The following is an 18,907-nucleotide window of genomic DNA, read 5'->3' on the forward strand; positions in this document are numbered from 1 at the left end:
CAGGTGACAGGATGCGCCCTCGGTAGGGTGTGGTCGTGTCACCCGGATGACTGACGTTAGGGAATATTGTTGCCTGCGGTGAAGCTTTCCATCATGCGTGGTCCTGCCGGCAGGGGAACGCGCCACCGGCACGGGGCGCCCGGTTCCGGGATGGTGATGCACAGCTCGTCATCGGCCCAGTTGGTCGCGACGACGCGGCCATCGGACAGGGTCAGAACGCCCTCGGGATATTCGCCGATGCGGGTCTCTGCCCGTACGCGCAGGCTCACCGCGTCGAGCCAGGCAAGCTTGCCGCTCTGCTGGTTGGTGACGATGACCTGCCTGCCATCCGCCGTCACCGCGACGCCATAGGGCATAAGACCGATGCGCGGCCGGGCGATCTCGCGCACGGTTTCAATGTCGATGACCGACAGATCGTTGCTGCGGACATTGGCGACGTAGAGCCGCCGGCCGTCTGGCGAAAGTGCGAGGACGAATGGCGCCCGCCCGACCGGGATGACGCTGATCCGCTCCATGCGGGCGAGGTCGATCACGCTGACTGTGTCGCTCTCGCGGTCCGCCACATAGGCGCGCGATGTGCGGGCATCCACCACCAGCCCGGCCGGCGAGCGCCCCACCGCGACGCGGGCGATCTCGCGACCGGTGGCGCCATCGAGATGGATCAGCGCATCCGCGCTCCAGTCTGTCACGAGAACGGACACACCGTCCGGCGCGATCGCGATGCCGAAGGGCTCGGCACCGACCTTGAGGTGCAATGACACCGATGTGGTGGCGAGATCGACCCGCGACAGGGCGCCGAGGTCGGGATGGGTGATGAAGGCAGTCCGGCCATCGGCGCTGACGGCGATGCCGGCCGGTACGGCGGCGAGGGCGACGCTGGCGACGACGGCCGGCACGGCGGGATCGACGATCGACAACTGCCCGGCCTGCTGCGAGACGACGGCCACCAGCTCGCGCGCCGCGGCCGGAGACGGCCCCGCCCCGATGAGAGCCGTCAGAAGCGCCGCCGCCGTGGCTTTCATTGCCCGCCGGCCTTCGCTTTCAACCCTTCGAGGCCCTGCTTGACGAAATCGGTCATGGCCGCCACAGCCGCCTCGTCATTCAGCTCATCCGGCGGGAAATTGCTGGTGTCGCCACGGTAAAATCGCGCGCTCCAGGCCACCTCGCTGCCGCCGGCCGCCGGCTTCACCTCGATCGTCGCGGTGTAGAAGCTGACCGGAAGGGCCTCGATGTTCTCCTGGGAAAGCCGGTAGGCCAGGCGCATGGCGCCCGCGTCTGCCTCATCAAGTCCCTCCTTTACCTCGCCTTTCTCCAGCGTCAGGACGCGCTCGGCGCCGGCCTCGTTCCCGGTCGCTGTGGCCTTCTTCACCAGCGGATGCCAGCCGGCGATGCCGCCGAAATCGGCCAATATCTTCCACACCGCCTCGGGCGGAGCCGAGATCATGATGGTCTCGTCGGCTTTTTGCGGGGTTGGTCCATGCGCAGAGAGCGGCGCGAGGCCCATGAGGATGAGCGCGAGGGTAACCGGGGCAAGAGCAAATCGGGCAAGGGCAAAGCGGGGAAGGGCAAATCGGGCGAGGCCAGGGCGGTGCAGCATAGGGGCTTCCTTCATCAGGCGGGCAGGCGTTCCGGCCGCCGCGAGGTGAGTGCGGCGGCGGCGAAGAGGATGGAGAGCAGGCCAAGCGCGGCGGCGGCAGGCAGGGGGGCGGTGTCGACCGCCACCTCGACCAGACGCGGACGGGTGTTCTGCGTGACGGCAGTGCTGAGCGCGATCGGACCCTCCAAGGGCACGAAAGCCAGTCCGGTCTGGCTTGCAAGGGACTGCAGATGCTCGGCTTTCATCGAACTGAGATGCTCGGTTCCGCCGGCCACCTCGTCGCCCCAGGGCGCGTTGCGCGGGTTCCAGCCGGCGCGCGTGGGCGCATCTTCCGGCGGCGGGCCCATGCGGTTTTCCTGCGGCACATCCGACTCGGCATAGAAGCCGGTCTCGCGGCCATCCTCGTTATATTTGGGAATGGGCACAGGCTCGGTTCCGCCAATCCCTACCAAAACACCTTCGGTCCGACCGGGTTCCCCATCGAATGGTGGCATAGTACCGGCGGCGAGCGGCGGGGCCTCGTGGCCATCGGTCATGAAAACCAGATCGGCATCGAGCGAGCTCGCGATGGCGAGGGCGGAATGCACCCCGCGCGCGACATAGCTGTCGCCTTCCCAGGCCATGCGCCAATCCAGCCCATCAATGGCGCCATCAATGGCGGCGAAGTTCTCGCATACCTCCGCCGGCTCGAAGAGGAGGAAGGTCCGCCGCTCCGTGAAGATGCCCAGACCGAGGCGCGACTGGCAGGGCAGCGCGGCGAGAAGCGCCTGTGCGGCCTCCTTGGCGGCCGCAAGCCGCGAGCGGCCGTCCATGTCGCGCACATTCATGCTGCCGGTGACGTCGACCACCAGCAGCAGGTCGCGCGCCTCGCGTTGCTGGACAATCTGCGGCGCGGCGAGGGCGGCGAGTGTGGCCAGCAGGGCACCGGCGGTGAGGGTCAGGCGCCAGTCGCGCAGGAGGCGAGCCAGAAGCGTCATGGCAGGCCCCTTGGGAGGCCGGGAAGATCGGTCCACAGGCGCTTGGCGGCTTCGGGAGGTATCTCCTCGCCGGAGAGTTCGACCTGCGGGAAGTCGCGCACCAGCCGCATGGCGATGTCGAGATTATATTTAGCGTCCCAGAAATCCGGTTGTATCACAAGGGCTTGGCGGTAGTTTTGCTTGGCGAGGCGGACCAGCGGCGTCGCCGGGTCGATGCGGTTGACGCCGAGGTGGTCGATGGCCAGCCGCAGTCGGGCATTGCCGATCGTGTACAGCGCCATAGCGGCAAGGCGCGGATCCTCGCCATGGGCGAGCTGATTGGCCAGCGGCTGCGCTTCCTCCAGCCGGTCGCGGGTGGCGAGGAAGAACAGGCGGGCGAAGATCACCGGGGCCGGGTCGTCGGCGCTGGTGGCGATGTCCTGCCCGGCCACCAGCGCCGCGATGAAGCCATTGTCGCGCTTGTCCAACAGCAGGCGCCCACCGAAATAGCCCGTCGCCCCGAGGCCGAGAAGAAGTAATAAAATACCGCTGATGAGGGTGAGACGTCCGGTTCTCATGCCGCCCTCCTCTGCCCGTCGCGCGCGATCACCGGCGCCGCCTGCGGCGGACGGGTGGCCTCGCGGGCGAAACCCGTCCGCCGCAGCGGGCGCTCAGCGAGTTTCGCCAGCAAAATCAGGAAGATGCAGAGCGCCGCCACGGCGAAGGCGGGGCGCGCGACGTCGTGCCGCGGAATGCGCTCGCTATAGGTGAGCGGGCGTGTCTCCTGCCGGTTGATCTCGGCGATGGCTTGGGCCACCGCCTGCGGGCTGGTCGCCTCGAACGCCCGGTAGGGCACGCCAAAGCTTTGAAGAAACAGGTGAAGATGGCGCTCGGGATTGGCCTGCGGGGTGTCCTCGCCCGGTGGCGGCACGTCGAAAATGCTCTTGGCGCCGCGTGAGCGCAGGAACAGCCAGTATAAATGTACTGGCGTGCGCGTTACCGCGTCGCGCAGGGCGTCCTGCACCCGGCGGTCGATCAGTGCGGCGCCGTCGGAGACCAGCAGCACGGCGCGCGAGGCTTCCGCCGTATCGTCGGCAAAGCTTGACAGGGCAAGGGCGAGGCCCCGGCCGACATCGGTGAAGGCGAGGCCGGGGCGGTCGATGGCGGCGATGGCGGCCTGCACGACGTCGTGGTGGTCGGTGAGCGGCAACACCGGCATCGGCGATGTCGAAAAAGCGGCGACGCCGATCCGGTCATGCGGCCGGCCGGCCACGAACTCCCCCAGCAAGTGCTTGGCCGCGCTCGATTTTGACTGTTCGTCGCCGCTGGGCGCGCGGTCGGCGAAGCTGTTGTCCATGCTGGAGGATCGGTCGAGCAGCAGGACGAGATGAGCGCCCGTCCCCTCCCTTAATACCGTCTGCGCGCGCCGGTGCAGGCCGGCGAGGCCGGCGACGAGGGCGAGGATGGCGAGCGCGCTGACGAGGCGCAGGCCGCCCCCCAGAACGCGCGAAAGCGGGTCCGGCGGGAAGGCGGCGATGGCAGGAATTCCGTTACGTATGAAGACGTTAGCGAACAGGGGCAGCAGCGCGAGCAGGCCCAGCGCGAGCACCAGGGGATGATCGACGCCCCAGCTGCGGGTCATGACGGAGGCTTCATGATACCACGCGTTCATGCCGATCCCCGCTCGATGGCGCGCAGGCGCCCGGCCAGGGCGGCAAGCTCGGCGGGAGGAAAAACCGCTTCTGCGCCAAGCACATCGCCCCCGAAGAAGGCGCGGCGGGAGGCCTCGAACAGGTGCCGGATCTCGGTCTCGGCGGCGCTAAAGGAGGCATGATCGGCGAAAAAGCCCGCCAGATCCTCGGCGAAAACGCCCCTCCCCGCCGTCGCGTCAAAGGCGCGGTGCAGGGTCTGGAGCGCCTGTTTGTAACCGGCGTGTCGGTGCAGTGAGGTGGACGATGGGGCCGATGAGACCGATCCGTGTCGCATCGCGCCGATCGCGGCCCGCACCTGACGGGCGGCACGGGCGAAGGGGCGGGCGCGGCGGCGGCCGAACGGTCCCCACCCCATCTGCCAGGCGATGACCAGCAGACCGGCCAGCGCCACGCCGGCACTGGCGGCGAGCGCGAGGGTGGTGCCGCGCGTCGGGATCGGGCGCGGGACGATGTCGGGGCGCAGCGCCATCACCGCCCCCTGCCCGGTCGAGACGATCTCGCGCAGCGGCGACATGAGGAAGGACCAGGCGGGCACCGCAACGGACACGCGGTGGTCGCCGTCGCGGGCCGACAGTGTGAAGGCGGGGATGTCGAGGCGCTTGGGCTCCAGCGCGGCGTAGAAGCTCTGATAGACGAGATCCAGCCGGTAGCGATGCACCCCCTCGCTCACGCCCTGATCGTCGAGCCGGACCTCGCGCAGGTCGAGCCAGTAATCGACGCTGCGGGGCTGCGGCAGCGAGGCGGGGTCGAGGGTGAAGGGGGCGTCGAGCGCGATCTCCACCGTATGGCCGATCGTGTCGCCGATGAGATAGCCGAAGGGGCGCGGGGCGTAGAGCTCGACCGAGCGCAGCTGCGCCTGCGCCACACCGGGTGCGACGCCCGGCACCACGCATGGCGCGGCCAGCAGGGCGAGCAGCAGCGCGGACAATTGAGGGCGGGCGCGGCGGGGTATCCCCATCTATCCCTCCATCAGCCGGCGGGTGAGCGCCTCGGTGTCGAGCCGGTCGCGCAGATGGAAGGGACGCAGGCCGCGCCGGACGAACGCCTCGTCGAGGGCCCGGCGGCTGGCGGCGGCGGCGGCGCGCCAGCGGGCGCGCAGGCGCGGGCGCATGAAGACAAGGCGGGCCGCCCCGCTCTCCAGATCGCCCATCTCGATGAAGCCCCAGCGCGGCAGGCCCTCCTCCAGCGTGGCGTCGCTTACCACTACCGGCACCACGTCATGGCGCCAGAGCGCATCGAGCAGGGCCTCGCGCTCCGCCTCCGGCATCAGGAAATCCGAGACCAGGAACACCAGCGCGCGACGGCCGGGCAGGCTGCCGGCGGCTTCGATCAGCCCGGCGCTGCCCGCCCCCTGCGGGCGCAGGCCGGTGAGCCGCCGGCGCACCTCGTCGTCGAGGCCCCGGCGACGGCTGAACGGCAGAAAGGCATCCGCGCGCAGATGGGCGTCGCAGCCGAACAGGGCGAAGCTGTCACCGGCGCGCACCGCCGAGAGCGCGATCAGCGCGGCGAACTCGGCCACCCTCCCCGCCACCGCCTCGCCGAAGCGCATCGAGCCGGACAGGTCGACCAGCGCGGCGACCGGCACCGCCCGGCGCGGCGAGAACTGGCGCACATGAAGCTGGCCATGCGGATCGCGCAGCGAGACGCGCAGATCGATGCGGCGGGGATCGGGATGGCGCAGCAGGTCGACATGACGACGGAACTCGCCCTCCGCCCCCTCGCCCCGTCCGGGATGGGCGCCGGGGATGATGCCCTCGGGCCGCCAGCGCAAGCGGTAGGCGATGGGCTGGGGCGAGAGGCTGTCGTCGCCGACCTTCACGGTGCCGGCACCCGTTCGAACACGCCGGCGATGAGATCGCCGACCACGCGCTCGCGGCGCAGCTCATAGACCGGGTCGATGAAGATGCGGTGCGCCATCACTTCGGGGAAGACGGCGCGCAGATCCTCCGGCACGACGATGTCGCGCCCTTCCAGCCAGGCGCGCACGCGGGCGGCGCGCAGCAGGTAGCTCATGCCGCGCGGGCTCGCCCCGCCCTGCACCAGCCGGCGGATATCGACGCCGTCAATCTCGATGCCGAGCGCCTCGGGCCGGCGCACCGCGTCCCACAGAGCCAGCGTATAGGCCTCCAGCGCCTCGCTGGAGCGCACGCCGGACTGGATGGCGCGCGCCACCGTCTCCAGCGCGTCCGGGTCGAGCACGCCGGTCTCCACCTCGGTCAGCAGCGTATCGACATTGTGGAAGCGCGGATCGAACACCAGCTGGCGCCGGGAGGCGTCGTCGGCGGGCATGCCGACCTGCACCTCCATGAGGAAGCGGTCGCGGGCCGCCGCCGGCAGTTCGAAGGTTTCCTCGCGCTCCACCTTGTTGCGGTCGGCGAACACCTGGACATGGGGAAAGCGGTATTCGCGGTTGAAGGCGGAGACCGAGCGTTCCGCCATCAGCCGCAGCATCAGCGAATGCACCTGCGGGCGGGCGCGGTTGATCTCGTTGAAGAAGAAGACGGAGAGATCCTCGCCCTGGCGCAGCAGCGGGCCGGGGTCGATGCGCGGGCGGCCATCCTCGCCGAGATGGGCGTGATAGATGAGATCGGCCGGCATCAGGTCGATCGTGCCCTCGATGCGCTCGAAGGCGCCGCCAATGGCGCGGGCGACGGCGCGCAGCAGCGTGGTCTTGCCGACGCCGACATCGCCCTCCAGCAGCACATGGCCGCGCGCGAAGGTGGCGATGGTGATGAGGCGGATCACGCGATCCTGCCCGAGAACCACCTTGGCCACCTCGCGCTCGAAACGCTGCGCATGACCGCGCCAGTCCGCCAGCACGGAATCGGTTTCGCGAACGACGCGCATCAGGCTGCCTTTCGGGGAGAGCCGGGCCCGGCAGGTCCTGCCGGCCCGGAAAAGGGCGCGGCCCACGCGCCGGGCGAACCCGGACGACGTTGGCCGCGCCAGTTACCCACAAACCGGACGGTATGCCCGGAGGATCGAGGGGCAGACGGAGAAAGCTGTCTGCCCACTGGTGGGTTCTTGAAGGCGATTGTCGGCAGGGCGGTCAGTTCGCGCTGGGGATCTTCGTCACGTCGTAGACGAACTTGCCGGTCTGCTCGAAATACTTCACGCGCTGGGCGTTGCGCTGCTCCATCCCCTGGATGGACTGCTGCTGCTTGTTCAGCTCCGCAGGGTTGTGCTTGGGATCATATTTCGATCCCGCCACCTGCGCGGGATAGCCGGGCTTCGGCTCCCAGCAATTGCCCGGCGCCTTGCAGTTGGTGCCGTCATAGGCGGCGGCGCCCACCACCATGGCGAGGCCGAAGGCGCCGGCGCCGGCGATGATGCACGAGAACTTCACTTTCCGGTCGATGATGCTCATGTTCCGTCTCCTGGTCGTTTCCACCGTTGTAAGCCGGCGTTATCCCGCCGGTCCGCCGCACGCCGGCAGCAGCTCCTCGGCTGGCTCGATGTGCGAAGCGTTCTCGTTGAAGGGCTTGAACTTGCTGCGCTGCTCCGGCGTGAGCCAGACAGCGCCCTGCGGATCCTCCTTGTAGACATGGCGGATCCACGCCATGACGAGGAGCATCTCGTTCATGTTCAGCGCGCCGTACATCGGGCCCATCTGGCCCTGCGCGCCGCCGAAGATGGTCTCGAACAATCCCTGATCGGTCTCGTTCTTCGGGTAGGTCCAGTAGCTGTCATTGAGCCCCGGCCCGATCTTGCCCTCGGCATAATGGCCGTGGCAGCCCGAACACATGGACAGGAACAGCTCGTGCGCCTTGGGCAGGCAGACCGCCTTCTCGTTGTAGATGTTCGTGCCGGTTGCGAGGAACGTCTTGACCGCCTCGGTGTCACGGCCCTCCTCCGGGGCTTCGGAAAGATCGAGAGGAGCGCCGGTGACCGTGTTGCTCAACATGATGGCGGCGTGGGCCCCCCAGACCAGGGTGCCGACGGTGACAAGTGCCGCTGCCGTCTTCAGAAGATGTGTCGTTCGCATCGGACCTTTTCACGGTAAGTATCGATGGCCCCCGGCCGCCCCTGGGGGCGGGCCGGGCCGGCTGGGACGGGCTCAGCTATTCGGCTTGAGCAGCGGAATGCCTTCCTCGACGAGGATGGCCTCGATCTGCGGACGGGCCATCTCCAGCGCCGCGTTGATCTCGCCGATCAGCGCCGTGTCAGCCTTGCGCACGCCGATCGCCTGATCGTAGTGCATGGGGATCGGCGTATCGTTCGGGCGGTCGAGATCGTTGGAGATGACCGTCATGCGCAGCGCCGTGGGCGACTGCTTGACGTAGCGGGCCACTTCGGGGGCGAAGGCGATGCCGACATCGGCCTCGCCGCTGGCGACCTCGGTGACGATGCGATCGCCCGGCACCTGGGTCCACTGGTTGCGGCGCGACTTGAAGTTGACCAGCGAATACATGTAGGCGGCGTTGTCCTCGAAGCGGCCGATGCGCTTGAGCATGGTCTCGGCCGGCGAGTAGAAGCGCACCGCGAAGCGGCTCTGGTCCTTGATCTGCTGGTCGTCCCAGGCGGTCGCGGTGATGTTGCGGTCGGCCTTGGTCACCAGCACATAGCCGGTGCGGTAATAGGGCTTGGAGGCGAGCACGCGCTCGTCGCCGACATCGACGCCCATCACGACGTCGCAGTTCTTCTTGTCGAGCTGGTCGCGCACCAGATAGATGCCGGCCTGATCGGTCCGCACGAAGACCGGCTTGCGGCCCATGGTTTCGGCCAGCACGCGGGCGATGCGGTCCTCGAAGCCGGTATTGTCCTTCTCCGAGAACGGGGCCTCGATATTGGAGGCGCAGATGTGCAGTTCCTTGGCCCCCGCCGGGGTGGCCGGCCGCGGTTCGACCGTGGCGGCGCCGGACAGGGCGACGCCGGCGAGGCTGGTGACGGCGACGCTGGCGGCGATGAGACTAAGCCGGCTAATCATTTGCCGGCGACGAGCGTCAGGCTTCGACATGGGATGATCCTCCGGGACCGGAGCCGGCGGCGCATGGGCCGCGCGGGCGATATTCTTGGGACGGGAGACAACCGCGCGGTGTGTACCGAAGCGGGAACCGCCCGCGCCTTCAGAGCGCGGGCGGCCGTGCCGGAGGCGATCAGCCGCCGTTGCGGATGATCTCGGTCGAGTATTCGCCGAGCGCCGGGTTGTCATAGGGGCCCTTGCCGTCGAGCGAGAACACCATCACGCCGCCACCCATCTGGGTGTAGTGCTGGAGCTGCTTGAAGGCGCCCACCGAGCCGAGGCCGGCGGTCGGGTCGTTCAGGTCGAACACCAGGCCGACACCCGGCCAGCCGCCGACGCCGTAATAGATGGCGACGTACTGGGTGCCGTTATGGGTATAGGTCATCGGGTGGCCGATGACGCCGGAGGGCAGCTTGAACTTCCAGAGCAGCTCGCCGGTGTCGCTGTCGCGGGCCTTGATGAAGCCGTCCAGCGTTCCGTAGAACATCACGCCGCCGCCGGTGGCGAGCGTGCCGCCCCAGGCCGCGAAACGCTCCATCACTTCCCACTTGTACTTGTTGTTGATGGCGTCATAGGCCTTGACCTGGCCCAGGCCCTCATAGGTCTGCCGGTCACCCTTCGGGCCGGGATACATGTTCAGCGTCGCGCCGACGAAGAACTGACCCGCACGGTAGGGCAGCATGAAGGGCTCCCAATCCATGCAGATGTGGTTGATGCCCATGAAGAAGGACTTGCGCTGCGGGTCGTAGCTGTCGTGGCCCTGGTTGTGGTAGCCCATGGCCGAGGGGCAGATGTCGCGCCCCTTGTGGTCCATGCGCGTGCCGAATTCCGGGTCGCGCTGCGGCAGGCCGGTCTTCAGGTCGACCTGCTTCACCCAGTTGACCGTGTCGTCGATCTTGTCGGCCGAGACGAGGTCGCCATTGGTGCGGTCGAGCGTGTAGACGATGCCGTTGCGGTCCGGGTGGGTCAGCAGCTTGCGCATCTTGCCGGTCTTGTCCTGCTGCTCGGAGAGCATCATGACGTTGACGCCGGCATAGTCCCACTCGTCATGCGGGGTCTTCTGGTAGCCGAACTTGGCCATGCCGGTGTCCGCGTCGCGGCCCCAGATGGTCATCGTCCACTTGTTGTCGCCCGGACGCATGGTCTCGTTCCACGGCGCCGGGTTGCCCGAGCCGTAATAGAACAGGTTGGTGTCCGGGTCGTAGGCGTACCAGCCCCAGTTGGTGCCGCCGCCGATCTTCCACGCCTCGCCTTCCCAGGTCGCCTTGCCGAGGCCCTTCTGGCCGTAATGCGGATTGGCGCTGTTGAAGTCGTCGGCGAGGCGGACTTCCTCGTCCGGGCCGGTGGCGTAGGCGCGGTACTTCTGCTGGCCGGTGGCGATGTCATAGGCGGTGACATAGCCGCGCACGCCGAGTTCGGCGCCCGAGGAGCCGATCAGCACCGTGTCCTTGACCACATAGGGGGCGATGGTGAGCGTCGAGCCGACCTTGATGTCGGAGTTCTCGAGCTTCCAGTATTCCTCGCCGGTGTCGGCCTTCAGCGCGACCACATTGCCGTCGAGCTGGGTCTTGATGATGAGCGGGCCGACTTTGCCATTGCCCGGCCAGTAGGCGAGGCCGCGGTTGACGACGTCGCAGCAGGCCACCGCGCGGGCGGTCGGGTTCTGCTTCGGCTTGTGCTGCCAGAGGATCTTGCCGGGCTCGTCGAGCGAGACGGCGAAGGTCGTGTTGGGGAACGGCGAGTGAATGTACATCACGCCGTCGACCACCAGCGGGGTGCCTTCATGGCCGCTGAGGACGCCGGTGGAGAAGGACCAGGCAGCCTTGAGCTGCTTGACGTTCTCCTTGGTGATCTGGTTCGCCTCGCTGTAATTGTTGGCGTCGTAATTCTTGCCGGTCATCGGCCAGTTATCGGTGCTCTTTGACAGCTCGACGAGCTTGTCATTGGCCAGCGCCGGCGCGCTTGCGCCAAGGCATACCGTGGCCGCCAGTGCGGCGGCGACGGTGAGCGCGGACACCGAAGAGTGCAGTCGGCTCATTTGAACTTCCTCGCGTTTCCTATTCCCAGGCCGCTCCCCATCCTTCCCGGCAGGCCGGGACGGTGTGGATTTCGTGCTTTTCTGACCACCACACCCGTGGTTTTGGCGTTGTTCATGGGTGTTGTTGGAAGGTAGGCAGAATTTCTTATGTTATGTTTATATTTAAGTGATTTGCAGGATCATTGTTTTCTTGAACTGAAGTCGTGTCTTTAGGCAGTTTGGAAAATCTGGACGGGAACTTTTCCCCGATCCTCCCGAGCTTTCCATGAAACAGCGCGGAAGGCTTGCCGCGCGGCCTGCAAAGTGATGTGATGCCAGGGCCTTGATGCTGGTTCGCCGGTTGCCGGCCGCTTTACCGTGCGCTGTTGCGGGAATGGTAAAAATGGTCGGGATGCTGCGACGGCATCGGGGTGAGGACATGCTGATAAGAAGATTATAAGTATAGATGACTGCGCACACGCCCCTCATGGCCCGCGCCCTGCTCGCGGCCACTCTGGCCCTCGCTCTCGCCGGTTGCCCGGGCGACAGCGAGCCGGAGAGCCGTGAGCGCGTGGCCGCGTCCGTGAGCGACGCGCTGGCCAAGCGCGGCTGGCTGGAGCCGACCGACCCGACCGACCCGGCGCGCTGGCTGGCCTCGCGCGAGGCCGGCAGCGACCTTCCCGCCGATGCGCCGGCGGTCGCCGGCTGGCAGACCCTGCTGCGCGAAGCGGACCAGCGTTTCGGCGAGACCGACCGGATGATCGCCAACCGCGCGACGCAGCTCGAAGCCATGCTGGCCGAAATCGGCATGCCCGAGAGCACGCGGCAGATCCTCGACGAGTTCATGCCCTTCGCGCCCAAGGGATCGCGGCGCGGCTTCAGCGATCTGTGCCAGCATTATTACAATTTGCGCAAACAGGGCCTGTCGCGCGCCGACGCGCTGGCCGCGCTCGGTGCCGAGACACCGCGCGCGGAGGTGGTGGCGCCGGCAGACCCGCGCCCCCCCGTAGCGCCCTCCCCAATGACGCCCGCGGAGCCTCGCCCGTGAGCGCCTTCCTGCCCGATCCGGCCTTCCGTGGCGTGGCGCACGGGATGGGGAACCGGCGCTCGCTGCGCTGGCAGGTGATGGCCGCGGTGGTGGCCATCAATCTGTGCGCCGCGCTGGCGGCGATGGCGGTCACCATCGTCAACGCACGCCGCGCCACGGAAGTGGAGATTTCCTCGTCGCTCGCCATTGCCGAGCGTTTCGTCGACGAGACGCTGGAGCGGCTGGCCGGTCAGGCGGGCGGCGCGGCCTCGCTCCAGCAATTGCCGCTGCATGTGAGCGGGCTGCGGCATGTGCGCATCCGGATCGAGGACGCGCAGGGCCGCGTGATCGACGTCGCCCCCGGCGCGGGCGAGGCGGATGACGACGAGGACGGGGGCGAGGTGCCGGAATGGTTCGCCGCGCTGGTGCGGGTCGCGCCGGAGGGGCGCGACATGCCGGTGGTCGAGGGCGGACAGGTGGTCGGTCATGTCCGCGTGGTCGGCGAGGCGGCGGACGAGATCGCCGAGGTCTGGCACGACAGTTCCGCCCTCGCCCTGCTGATGCTGGTCGTCAACATCGTCGTGCTCGGCGCGCTCTATCTCGTTCTCGGGCGCCTGCTGGCGCCGCTGCAAGCTCTCGCCGGAGGGCTGGATGAGCTGTGCGAAGGTCGTTTCGGCCACCGCGTGCCGGTGCCGCAGGTGCGCGAACTCGCGCTCATCGCCACCCGCTTCAACGCGCTGGGCGCGGCGCTGAAACAGGCGCGCGACGATAATGAGCGGCTCAATGAGCGCATCATCACGGTGCAGGATGACGAGCGCCGCCAGATCGCGGCGGATCTGCATGACGAACTCGGCCCCTGCCTGTTCGGGCTGCGGGCCAATCTGGAATCGGTGCACCGCCTGTCCGCGCGGGCCGAGCCGGAACTGGCCGGCCGGATCGGCGAGCGCACGGCGACGATGGCGGAGATTCTCGACCGCGTGCAGCACCTCAATCGCCGGCTGCTGCGCAAGATCCGGCCGATGGCGCTCGGCCATGTGCCGCTGGCGACGGTGATCGCCGGGCTGATCGCCGATTTCGAGCGCCATTCGCCGGGGCGGCGGCTGCGGCTGTCGGTCGAGGGGCTGGAGGAACGCTATGCCGACAGTGTCGAACTGACCGTCTATCGCTGCATCCAGGAGGCGGTGACCAATGCGCTACGCCATGGCGATGCCGAGCAGATCAATGTCCGCCTGCGCGCGGTCGGCGATGAGGCGGCGCCGGAGGGCCGGGCGCTGGTGCTGTCGATCGAGGACGACGGCATCGGCATGGCGCCGGACGCCGCGCCCGGCTTCGGCCTGATCGGCATGGGCGAGCGCCTGAGCGCGCTGGGCGGCCATTGGCGCATCGGGCCGGCGTCGCCCCGCGGCACGCGGGTGGAAATGACGGTGCCGGTCCGCATGGGCACGGTGCAGGATGAAGCGAGGGCTGAGGCGACATGACGAGCGTTCTGGTGATCGACGACCATCCCATCGTGCTGCAGGGCTGCCGGCGGCTGCTGGAGGATGCCGGCGTCGACCGGGTGCTGGAGGCGAGCACGGTGCTGAGCGGCTACCGGCTGTTCCGGCGCGAGAAACCGGACGTGGTCATCATCGATCTGGCGCTGCACGGCAACGGGCTGAGCGGGCTGCTGCTGGTGCAGCGGCTGCGCGCGCAGAACCCGCGCACGCCGATCCTCGTCTTCTCCATGCATGGCGATCCGGTGATCGTCAGCCGCGCGCTGGAGGCGGGCGCGACCGGCTATGTGCTCAAGGATACCTCCTCCGGCGCGCTGCTGGAGGCGTTCGAGAAGGTGCGGCGCGGCCAGCCCTATATGAGCCACGACCTCGCCATGCAGATCGCGCTGCTCGGCACGCGCCGCGAGGCGCCGCTGGCCGACATCACCCCGCGCGAATTGCAGACGCTGGCGCTGCTCGCCGAGGGCAAGGACTACACCCTCATCGCCGACGAACTGGGCATCAGCTACAAGACGGTGGCCAATACCTGCTCGCAGCTCAAGGTGAAGCTCGGCGCCTCCAGCCTGCCGGAACTGGTGCGCTCCTCGATCCAGTACCTCTCCGCCTCGCCCTATGCCGGCGCGGCGCGGCGCGCCAACTGAGCCATCCGCCGGCGGGGCGCGCTATTCGTCGAGAATCGCGCGCACCTTGGCGGCGAGCGCCTCGACATTGAATGGCTTGGGCAGGAGATGCGTGCCGGCGTCGAGGGTGCCGTTATGGACGATGGCGTCGCGCGTATAGCCGGTGGTGTAGAGCACCTTGAGCGCGGGATGGAGGCGCCGCACCTCATCCACCAACTGGCGCCCGGACATGCCCGGCATCACCACATCGGTGAACAGCAGCGCCGGGCACGGGCCGGCCTCGATGAACCGCAGGGCCTCCAGCGGGCCGGCGGCCTCGACCACGGTGTAGCCGAGATCGCGCAGCACCTCGGACGACAGGGCGCGCACGCGGGCGTCATCCTCGACCACCAGCACCGTCTCCGCGGCCGTGCCGCGCCGCGCCACATCCCGCGGCTCGCGCGGCGGCTCCGCCGGCATCGGCCCCTGAAGGCGGGGCAGGTAGATCTTGACCGTGGTGCCGAGGTCTAACTCGGAATAGATCCGCACATGGCCGCCGGACTGGCGCACGAAGCCATAGACCTGGCTGAGGCCGAGGCCCGTCCCCTTGCCCACCGGCTTGGTGGTGAAGAACGGGTCGAAGGCCCGGCTGATGGTCGCCTCGTCCATGCCCGTGCCGGTATCGGTGACGGCGATCAGCACATAGTGCCCGACCGCAATGCCTGAATCGCGGGCGTGGAGATCGTCGACATCGACATTGGCGGTCTCGACGGTGAGCGTGCCGCCCTCGGGCATGGCGTCGCGGGCATTGACCGCGAGGTTGAGGATGGCGCTCTCCAGTTGCGCCGGGTCGACGCGGACCTGCCACAGGCCGGCGCCGATCACCGTCTCCACCCGGATGGTCTCGCCCAGCGTGCGGATCAGCAGGTCGCTCATGCCGGTGACGAGGCGTCCGACCTCGACGGGCTTGGGCGAGAGCGGCTGCTGGCGCGAGAAGGCGAGCAGGCGCTGGGTCAGCGTCGCGGCGCGCTGGGCGCCTTCCAGCGCCGCCTCGACGAAACGGCCGACATCGGTGTCGCCCTTGTCCAGCTTGCGCTGGGTGAGGTTGAGCCCGCTGATGATGACGGCGAGCATGTTGTTGAAATCATGCGCGATGCCGCCGGTAAGCTGGCCGACGGCCTCCATCTTCTGGGCCTGGCGCAGCCGGTCTTCGGCCTTGGAGCGTTCCTCGACCTCCTCCATCACGCGGCGCTCCAGCGTGGCGTTGAGGGCCTGCAGCTCCGCCTCGGTGCGCTTGCGCTGGGTGATGTCGATCACCGTGCCCATGAAGCGCAGCGGGTGGTCGTCGATCTGCAGGCGGCTGCCGGTGGCGGCGAGCCAGCGTTGCTTGCCGTCCCGAAGGCCGATGGTGCGGAATTCGATGTTGTAATCGGCCCCGGTGGACAGGGCATTTTCCACCGCGGCGGCGGCTCGCTCCCGGTCCTCGGGATGCAGCCCGGCAAGGAAGGAGCCGGCATAGCTCACCTCGGCGTCCGGCGGCAGGCCGAACAGTTCCTTGCAGCGCGCGTCCCATTTCAGAAGGTCGAGGGCGGGCTGATAGTCCCAGGTGCCGATGGCGGCGGCGGTGATGGCGAGCCGCGCCCGCTCCGCCTCCGCGCGCGCCCGCTCCTCGGCGCGCACGCGCTCGATATGGGCCCAGCTGCGCTCGGCGACCTCGCTCAGCAGAGCGAGCTCGTCCGGCGTCCAGCGATGCGGCGCCGCGTAGTTGACCGACATCAGCGCGGTGAGGCGGCCATCCTTGACCAGCGGGATCGACGCGGTGGCAACGATGCCCAGTTCCGTGAACAGGGCCGAAAGCTCGCGCGGCAGTTCCTCGCGGACATGATTCAGGGTGAGCGGCTGGCCGGCCCGCAAGGTGCGGGCGACCGTCTCGCCGAACTGGCTGAGCCGGTATTGCCCGATGACGCTGTGCGCCCCCGGCCCGGTCCATTCGCCACGGACCGTGATCGTGTCGCCATCGGGTTCGACATCGGCATAGGAGCAGCTTACCCCACCGAGCCGCTGGCCCAGCATGCGGGTGGAGGTGTCCATGATGGCATTGGCGTCCGCGCTCAGGACGGTTTCCCGGCTGAGGCTGTCGAGGAAGCTCAGCCGGGCCTCGTTGGCCCTTAGCTGGCGCTCCGCGCGCATCCGCTCGGTGGTCTCGCTGACGATGCAGAGCACGCCGGCGATGCTGCCGTCGACCTCCCGCACCGCCGAATAGGCGATGTCGAAATTCACCTCTTCGAGATAGCCGTGGCGCTCGATGAAGAACGGCCGGTCCCGCGCATAGACCGGCTCGCCGGTGAGGCGCACCTGATCGAGCAGCGGCCGCAGATCGTCCCAGAGTTCCGACCACCCCTCCGATGCCGGCCGGCCGAAAGCATGAGGATGCTTGCTGCCGATGGTGGGCGCATAGGCGTCATTGTACAGGGCGAGATAGTCCGGCCCCCAGAACAGCACGATCTGCACCGGCGAACAGAGCATCACATCGAAAAGGCGCGCCAGAAGCGGCGGCCAGTTCCGGCTCGGCCCGAGCGGGGCATCCGAGATATCGAGGGCGGACACAACGTCAACAGCGTGAGATGGCGTCGGCCTGCTCATCGAATCCCCGCCCTCCATGGCACGCATACCCGCCCCCGGAGGCTGGCAGCAAGGTACCTTCCGCGAAGAACCGCCGCCGCCGCAATTGGTTCCAGGGACACGCCAAAATGACGGTGGCGCGAGGGGCGCCGGAAGGCAGGCGTGACCCTGCCGTGAGAGGGGCGAGGTATGAGAGGGGTCGAGCGGCGAAATCGGCGGGCCGGGCATTTCCAAACCCGCCCGGTGCGCTACACTTCAACGCATGCGTGGGAGGAACGTGTCGTGAGATGGCCGATCAAATGGCTCGCCCTGAGCGTCGTGCTGCTGGCCGGGAGCCCGGCTCTGGCCCAGTCCGACGCCCTGCCGCCCCTTCCCCCGCCCACCAGCCCGGATTCCTTCGCGGCCCCGGCCCCGGACGGCCTCGACCCCGTGAGCGACGAACCGGCTCCGCAGACCGGTGAGCTGGTCCCCCTGCCCGTTGCGCCGCCGCAGGACCCGGCGGCGGCGATGAAGCTGCCGGATTGCGCGCCGCCCAATTGCGGCACGCCGCAGATCATGGCGCCGTAGAGTCTGTCCGCAAAAGCCGATCGCGTTTCGTGTCGCGGCCGGGAGCCTGCGCCGTGGCGCGCGCGGGCTCGGCGCGCATGGCCGGCCGATCCCCGTTGAAGGCCGGAAATGCGACGCGCGGCGGTTTTACGGAATGTCGTGAGGGTTTTTGCATATCGTTTTGTTGATTGCATTTTTATGCAATAATGATATCCCTGAATGCGGCAGGAACGGACCTGCCATGTTGCTGGGATGCCCTGACATGACACGAAATCTTGGAAGCCTCGACCGCGCCGTGCGCGTCGTGATCGGCCTCGGCCTGCTGTCGCTCATCCTCGTCCTCGAGGGCAATCTGCGCTGGCTCGGCCTGATCGGCCTCGTGCCGCTGCTGACCGCGATGATCGGCAATTGCCCGCTCTACAGCGTGTTCGGTCTCTCGACCTGCCCGCTCGCGCGCCGCTGAGGAGCCGTGCCATGAGCGGCCAGCTTGAGGTGGGGAGACCCGAGGTGACGGGATTCTTCGATCCCCGCACCTGGTCGATCCAGTATGTCGTCGCCGACCCGGCGACGAAGCTCTGCGCGATTGTCGATCCGGTCCATGACTTCGACGAGAAGTCCGGCCAGACCGCCACCATCAACGCCGACCGCCTGCTCGCCTTCATCGAGACGCGCGGCTACACGGTCGAGTGGATCCTCGACACCCATCCCCATGCCGACCATTTTTCCGCCGCCAGCTACCTGAAGCAGAAGACCGGCGCGCCGACCGCCATCGGCGAGCGGGTGAAGGATGTTCAGGCGCTGTGGAAGGGCCATTACAACTGGCCCGATTTCCCGGCCGACGGCTCGCAATGGGACCGGCTGTTTGCCCATGGCGACAGCTTCAAGGTCGGCAGCATCGAGGCGCGGGTGATGTTCTCGCCCGGCCACACGCTGGCTTCCGTGACCTATGTCATCGGCGACGCCGCCTTCGTGCATGACACGCTGTTCATGCCCGACAGCGGCACGGCGCGGGCGGATTTTCCCGGCGGCAGCGCCCGCGTGCTGTGGCGCTCGATCCAGGACATTCTCGCCCTGCCGGACGAGACCCGCCTGTTCACCGGCCATGACTACCAGCCCGGCGGGCGTCCGCCTTTGTGGGAATCGACCGTCGGCGCGCAGAAGGCGGAGAATATCCATCTGAGCCATGGCGAGGACGAGGCCGCCTTCGTCGCGCTGCGCGAGGCGCGTGACCGGACCCTTCCCATGCCGAAGCTGATCCTGCATTCACTGCAGATCAACACCAATGGCGGGCGGCTGCCGGCGCCGGAATCGAACGGGACACGCTATCTCAAGATCCCGCTCGACCTGCTCAAGGGCGCCGCCTGGGAGTGAAGCG

At 68.1% G+C, this 18,907-nt stretch carries 18 protein-coding genes and 1 pseudogene; 6 read left to right on the top strand and 13 right to left on the bottom strand.

The annotated features are described in order from the left end of the window. Nucleotides 1–56 precede the first annotated feature (56 nt). The 12 genes from KIP89_RS04485 to KIP89_RS04540 all read right to left on the bottom strand — a co-directional run bounded on the left by KIP89_RS04485 (nt 57) and on the right by KIP89_RS04540 (nt 11,266). The gene (locus tag KIP89_RS04485) at nt 57–1,022 is read right to left on the bottom strand and encodes a YncE family protein (protein WP_213754209.1); all 966 of its coding nucleotides are present in this window, start codon (nt 1,020–1,022) and stop codon (nt 57–59) included. Further along, the gene (locus KIP89_RS04490) at nt 1,019–1,504 is read right to left on the bottom strand and encodes an SRPBCC family protein (protein ID WP_250152189.1); all 486 of its coding nucleotides are present in this window, start codon (nt 1,502–1,504) and stop codon (nt 1,019–1,021) included. The genes KIP89_RS04485 and KIP89_RS04490 overlap by 4 nt, the downstream gene beginning before the upstream one ends. Nucleotides 1,505–1,611: 107 nt before the next feature. Next, nucleotides 1,612–2,574 (bottom strand): VWA domain-containing protein, encoded by a 963-nt coding sequence (locus tag KIP89_RS04495; protein ID WP_213754211.1) that lies wholly within the window; start codon nt 2,572–2,574, stop codon nt 1,612–1,614. Further along, a complete protein-coding gene (locus KIP89_RS04500) occupies nt 2,571–3,131 on the bottom strand; it encodes a hypothetical protein (protein WP_213754212.1) in 561 nt (186 codons plus the stop codon). The genes KIP89_RS04495 and KIP89_RS04500 overlap by 4 nt, the downstream gene beginning before the upstream one ends. Further along, the gene (locus KIP89_RS04505) at nt 3,128–4,195 is read right to left on the bottom strand and encodes a vWA domain-containing protein (RefSeq protein ID WP_250152190.1); all 1,068 of its coding nucleotides are present in this window, start codon (nt 4,193–4,195) and stop codon (nt 3,128–3,130) included. Before KIP89_RS04505 ends, KIP89_RS04500 begins: the two co-directional genes overlap by 4 nt. A 26-nt stretch (nt 4,196–4,221) precedes the next feature. Continuing rightward, nucleotides 4,222–5,223, bottom strand: a complete 1,002-nt coding sequence (locus KIP89_RS04510) for a nonribosomal peptide synthetase MxaA (protein ID WP_213754214.1) — start codon at nt 5,221–5,223, stop codon at nt 4,222–4,224. Then, nucleotides 5,224–6,084 (bottom strand): DUF58 domain-containing protein, encoded by an 861-nt coding sequence (locus KIP89_RS04515; RefSeq protein ID WP_213754215.1) that lies wholly within the window; start codon nt 6,082–6,084, stop codon nt 5,224–5,226. Continuing rightward, a complete protein-coding gene (locus tag KIP89_RS04520) occupies nt 6,081–7,112 on the bottom strand; it encodes an AAA family ATPase (protein WP_213754216.1) in 1,032 nt (343 codons plus the stop codon). The genes KIP89_RS04515 and KIP89_RS04520 overlap by 4 nt, the downstream gene beginning before the upstream one ends. Before the next feature lie 202 nt (nt 7,113–7,314). Beyond that, entirely contained in the window at nt 7,315–7,632 is a 318-nt protein-coding gene (locus KIP89_RS04525; RefSeq protein ID WP_213754217.1) for a methanol dehydrogenase [cytochrome c] subunit, read from the bottom strand. 39 nt (nt 7,633–7,671) lie between these two features. Continuing rightward, nucleotides 7,672–8,250 carry a cytochrome c(L), periplasmic gene (moxG, locus tag KIP89_RS04530; protein WP_213754218.1) on the bottom strand — a complete coding sequence of 193 codons (579 nt, stop codon included), beginning with the start codon at nt 8,248–8,250 and terminating at the stop codon, nt 7,672–7,674. A gap of 72 nt (nt 8,251–8,322) precedes the next feature. Continuing rightward, a complete protein-coding gene (gene moxJ, locus KIP89_RS04535) occupies nt 8,323–9,222 on the bottom strand; it encodes a methanol oxidation system protein MoxJ (RefSeq protein ID WP_213754219.1) in 900 nt (299 codons plus the stop codon). A gap of 139 nt (nt 9,223–9,361) precedes the next feature. Beyond that, on the bottom strand, nt 9,362–11,266 hold the full coding sequence (locus KIP89_RS04540) for a methanol/ethanol family PQQ-dependent dehydrogenase (protein WP_213754220.1): 1,905 nt from the start codon (nt 11,264–11,266) through the stop codon (nt 9,362–9,364). A gap of 445 nt (nt 11,267–11,711) precedes the next feature. Here KIP89_RS04540 and KIP89_RS04545 point away from each other — a divergent pair, with 445 nt between their 5' ends. Genes KIP89_RS04545 through KIP89_RS04555 form a run of 3 tightly spaced genes read left to right on the top strand, consistent with a single transcriptional unit; the run spans nt 11,712 to nt 14,406 of the window. After that, on the top strand, nt 11,712–12,293 hold the full coding sequence (locus KIP89_RS04545; protein ID WP_250152191.1) for a hypothetical protein: 582 nt from the start codon (nt 11,712–11,714) through the stop codon (nt 12,291–12,293). Beyond that, nucleotides 12,290–13,750 carry an ATP-binding protein gene (locus KIP89_RS04550; RefSeq protein ID WP_369807045.1) on the top strand — a complete coding sequence of 487 codons (1,461 nt, stop codon included), beginning with the start codon at nt 12,290–12,292 and terminating at the stop codon, nt 13,748–13,750. The genes KIP89_RS04545 and KIP89_RS04550 overlap by 4 nt, the downstream gene beginning before the upstream one ends. Continuing rightward, the gene (locus tag KIP89_RS04555; protein WP_213754221.1) at nt 13,747–14,406 is read left to right on the top strand and encodes a response regulator transcription factor; all 660 of its coding nucleotides are present in this window, start codon (nt 13,747–13,749) and stop codon (nt 14,404–14,406) included. The genes KIP89_RS04550 and KIP89_RS04555 overlap by 4 nt, the downstream gene beginning before the upstream one ends. Before the next feature lie 21 nt (nt 14,407–14,427). On the opposite strand, the gene KIP89_RS04560 is transcribed toward KIP89_RS04555, so the two are convergent. Then, nucleotides 14,428–17,214 (bottom strand): ATP-binding protein, encoded by a 2,787-nt coding sequence (locus tag KIP89_RS04560; RefSeq protein WP_369807046.1) that lies wholly within the window; start codon nt 17,212–17,214, stop codon nt 14,428–14,430. Between the two features lie 54 nt (nt 17,215–17,268). Between KIP89_RS04560 and KIP89_RS04565 the strand changes: the two genes are divergently transcribed. The 3 genes and pseudogenes from KIP89_RS04565 to KIP89_RS04575 form a co-directional block, all read left to right on the top strand. Then, nucleotides 17,269–17,553 (top strand): hypothetical protein, encoded by a 285-nt coding sequence (locus tag KIP89_RS04565; protein ID WP_213754223.1) that lies wholly within the window; start codon nt 17,269–17,271, stop codon nt 17,551–17,553. 241 nt (nt 17,554–17,794) lie between these two features. Beyond that, on the top strand, nt 17,795–17,995 hold the full coding sequence (locus KIP89_RS04570) for a YgaP family membrane protein (protein WP_213754224.1): 201 nt from the start codon (nt 17,795–17,797) through the stop codon (nt 17,993–17,995). Further along, nucleotides 17,956–18,903: pseudogene (locus KIP89_RS04575) on the top strand (MBL fold metallo-hydrolase); the annotation flags it as partial. The gene KIP89_RS04570 and the pseudogene KIP89_RS04575, both read left to right, overlap by 40 nt. Nucleotides 18,904–18,907: the final 4 nt, after the last annotated feature.

The sequence above is a fragment of the Ancylobacter radicis genome (assembly GCF_018449475.1).
Classification (GTDB): domain Bacteria; phylum Pseudomonadota; class Alphaproteobacteria; order Rhizobiales; family Xanthobacteraceae; genus Ancylobacter; species Ancylobacter radicis.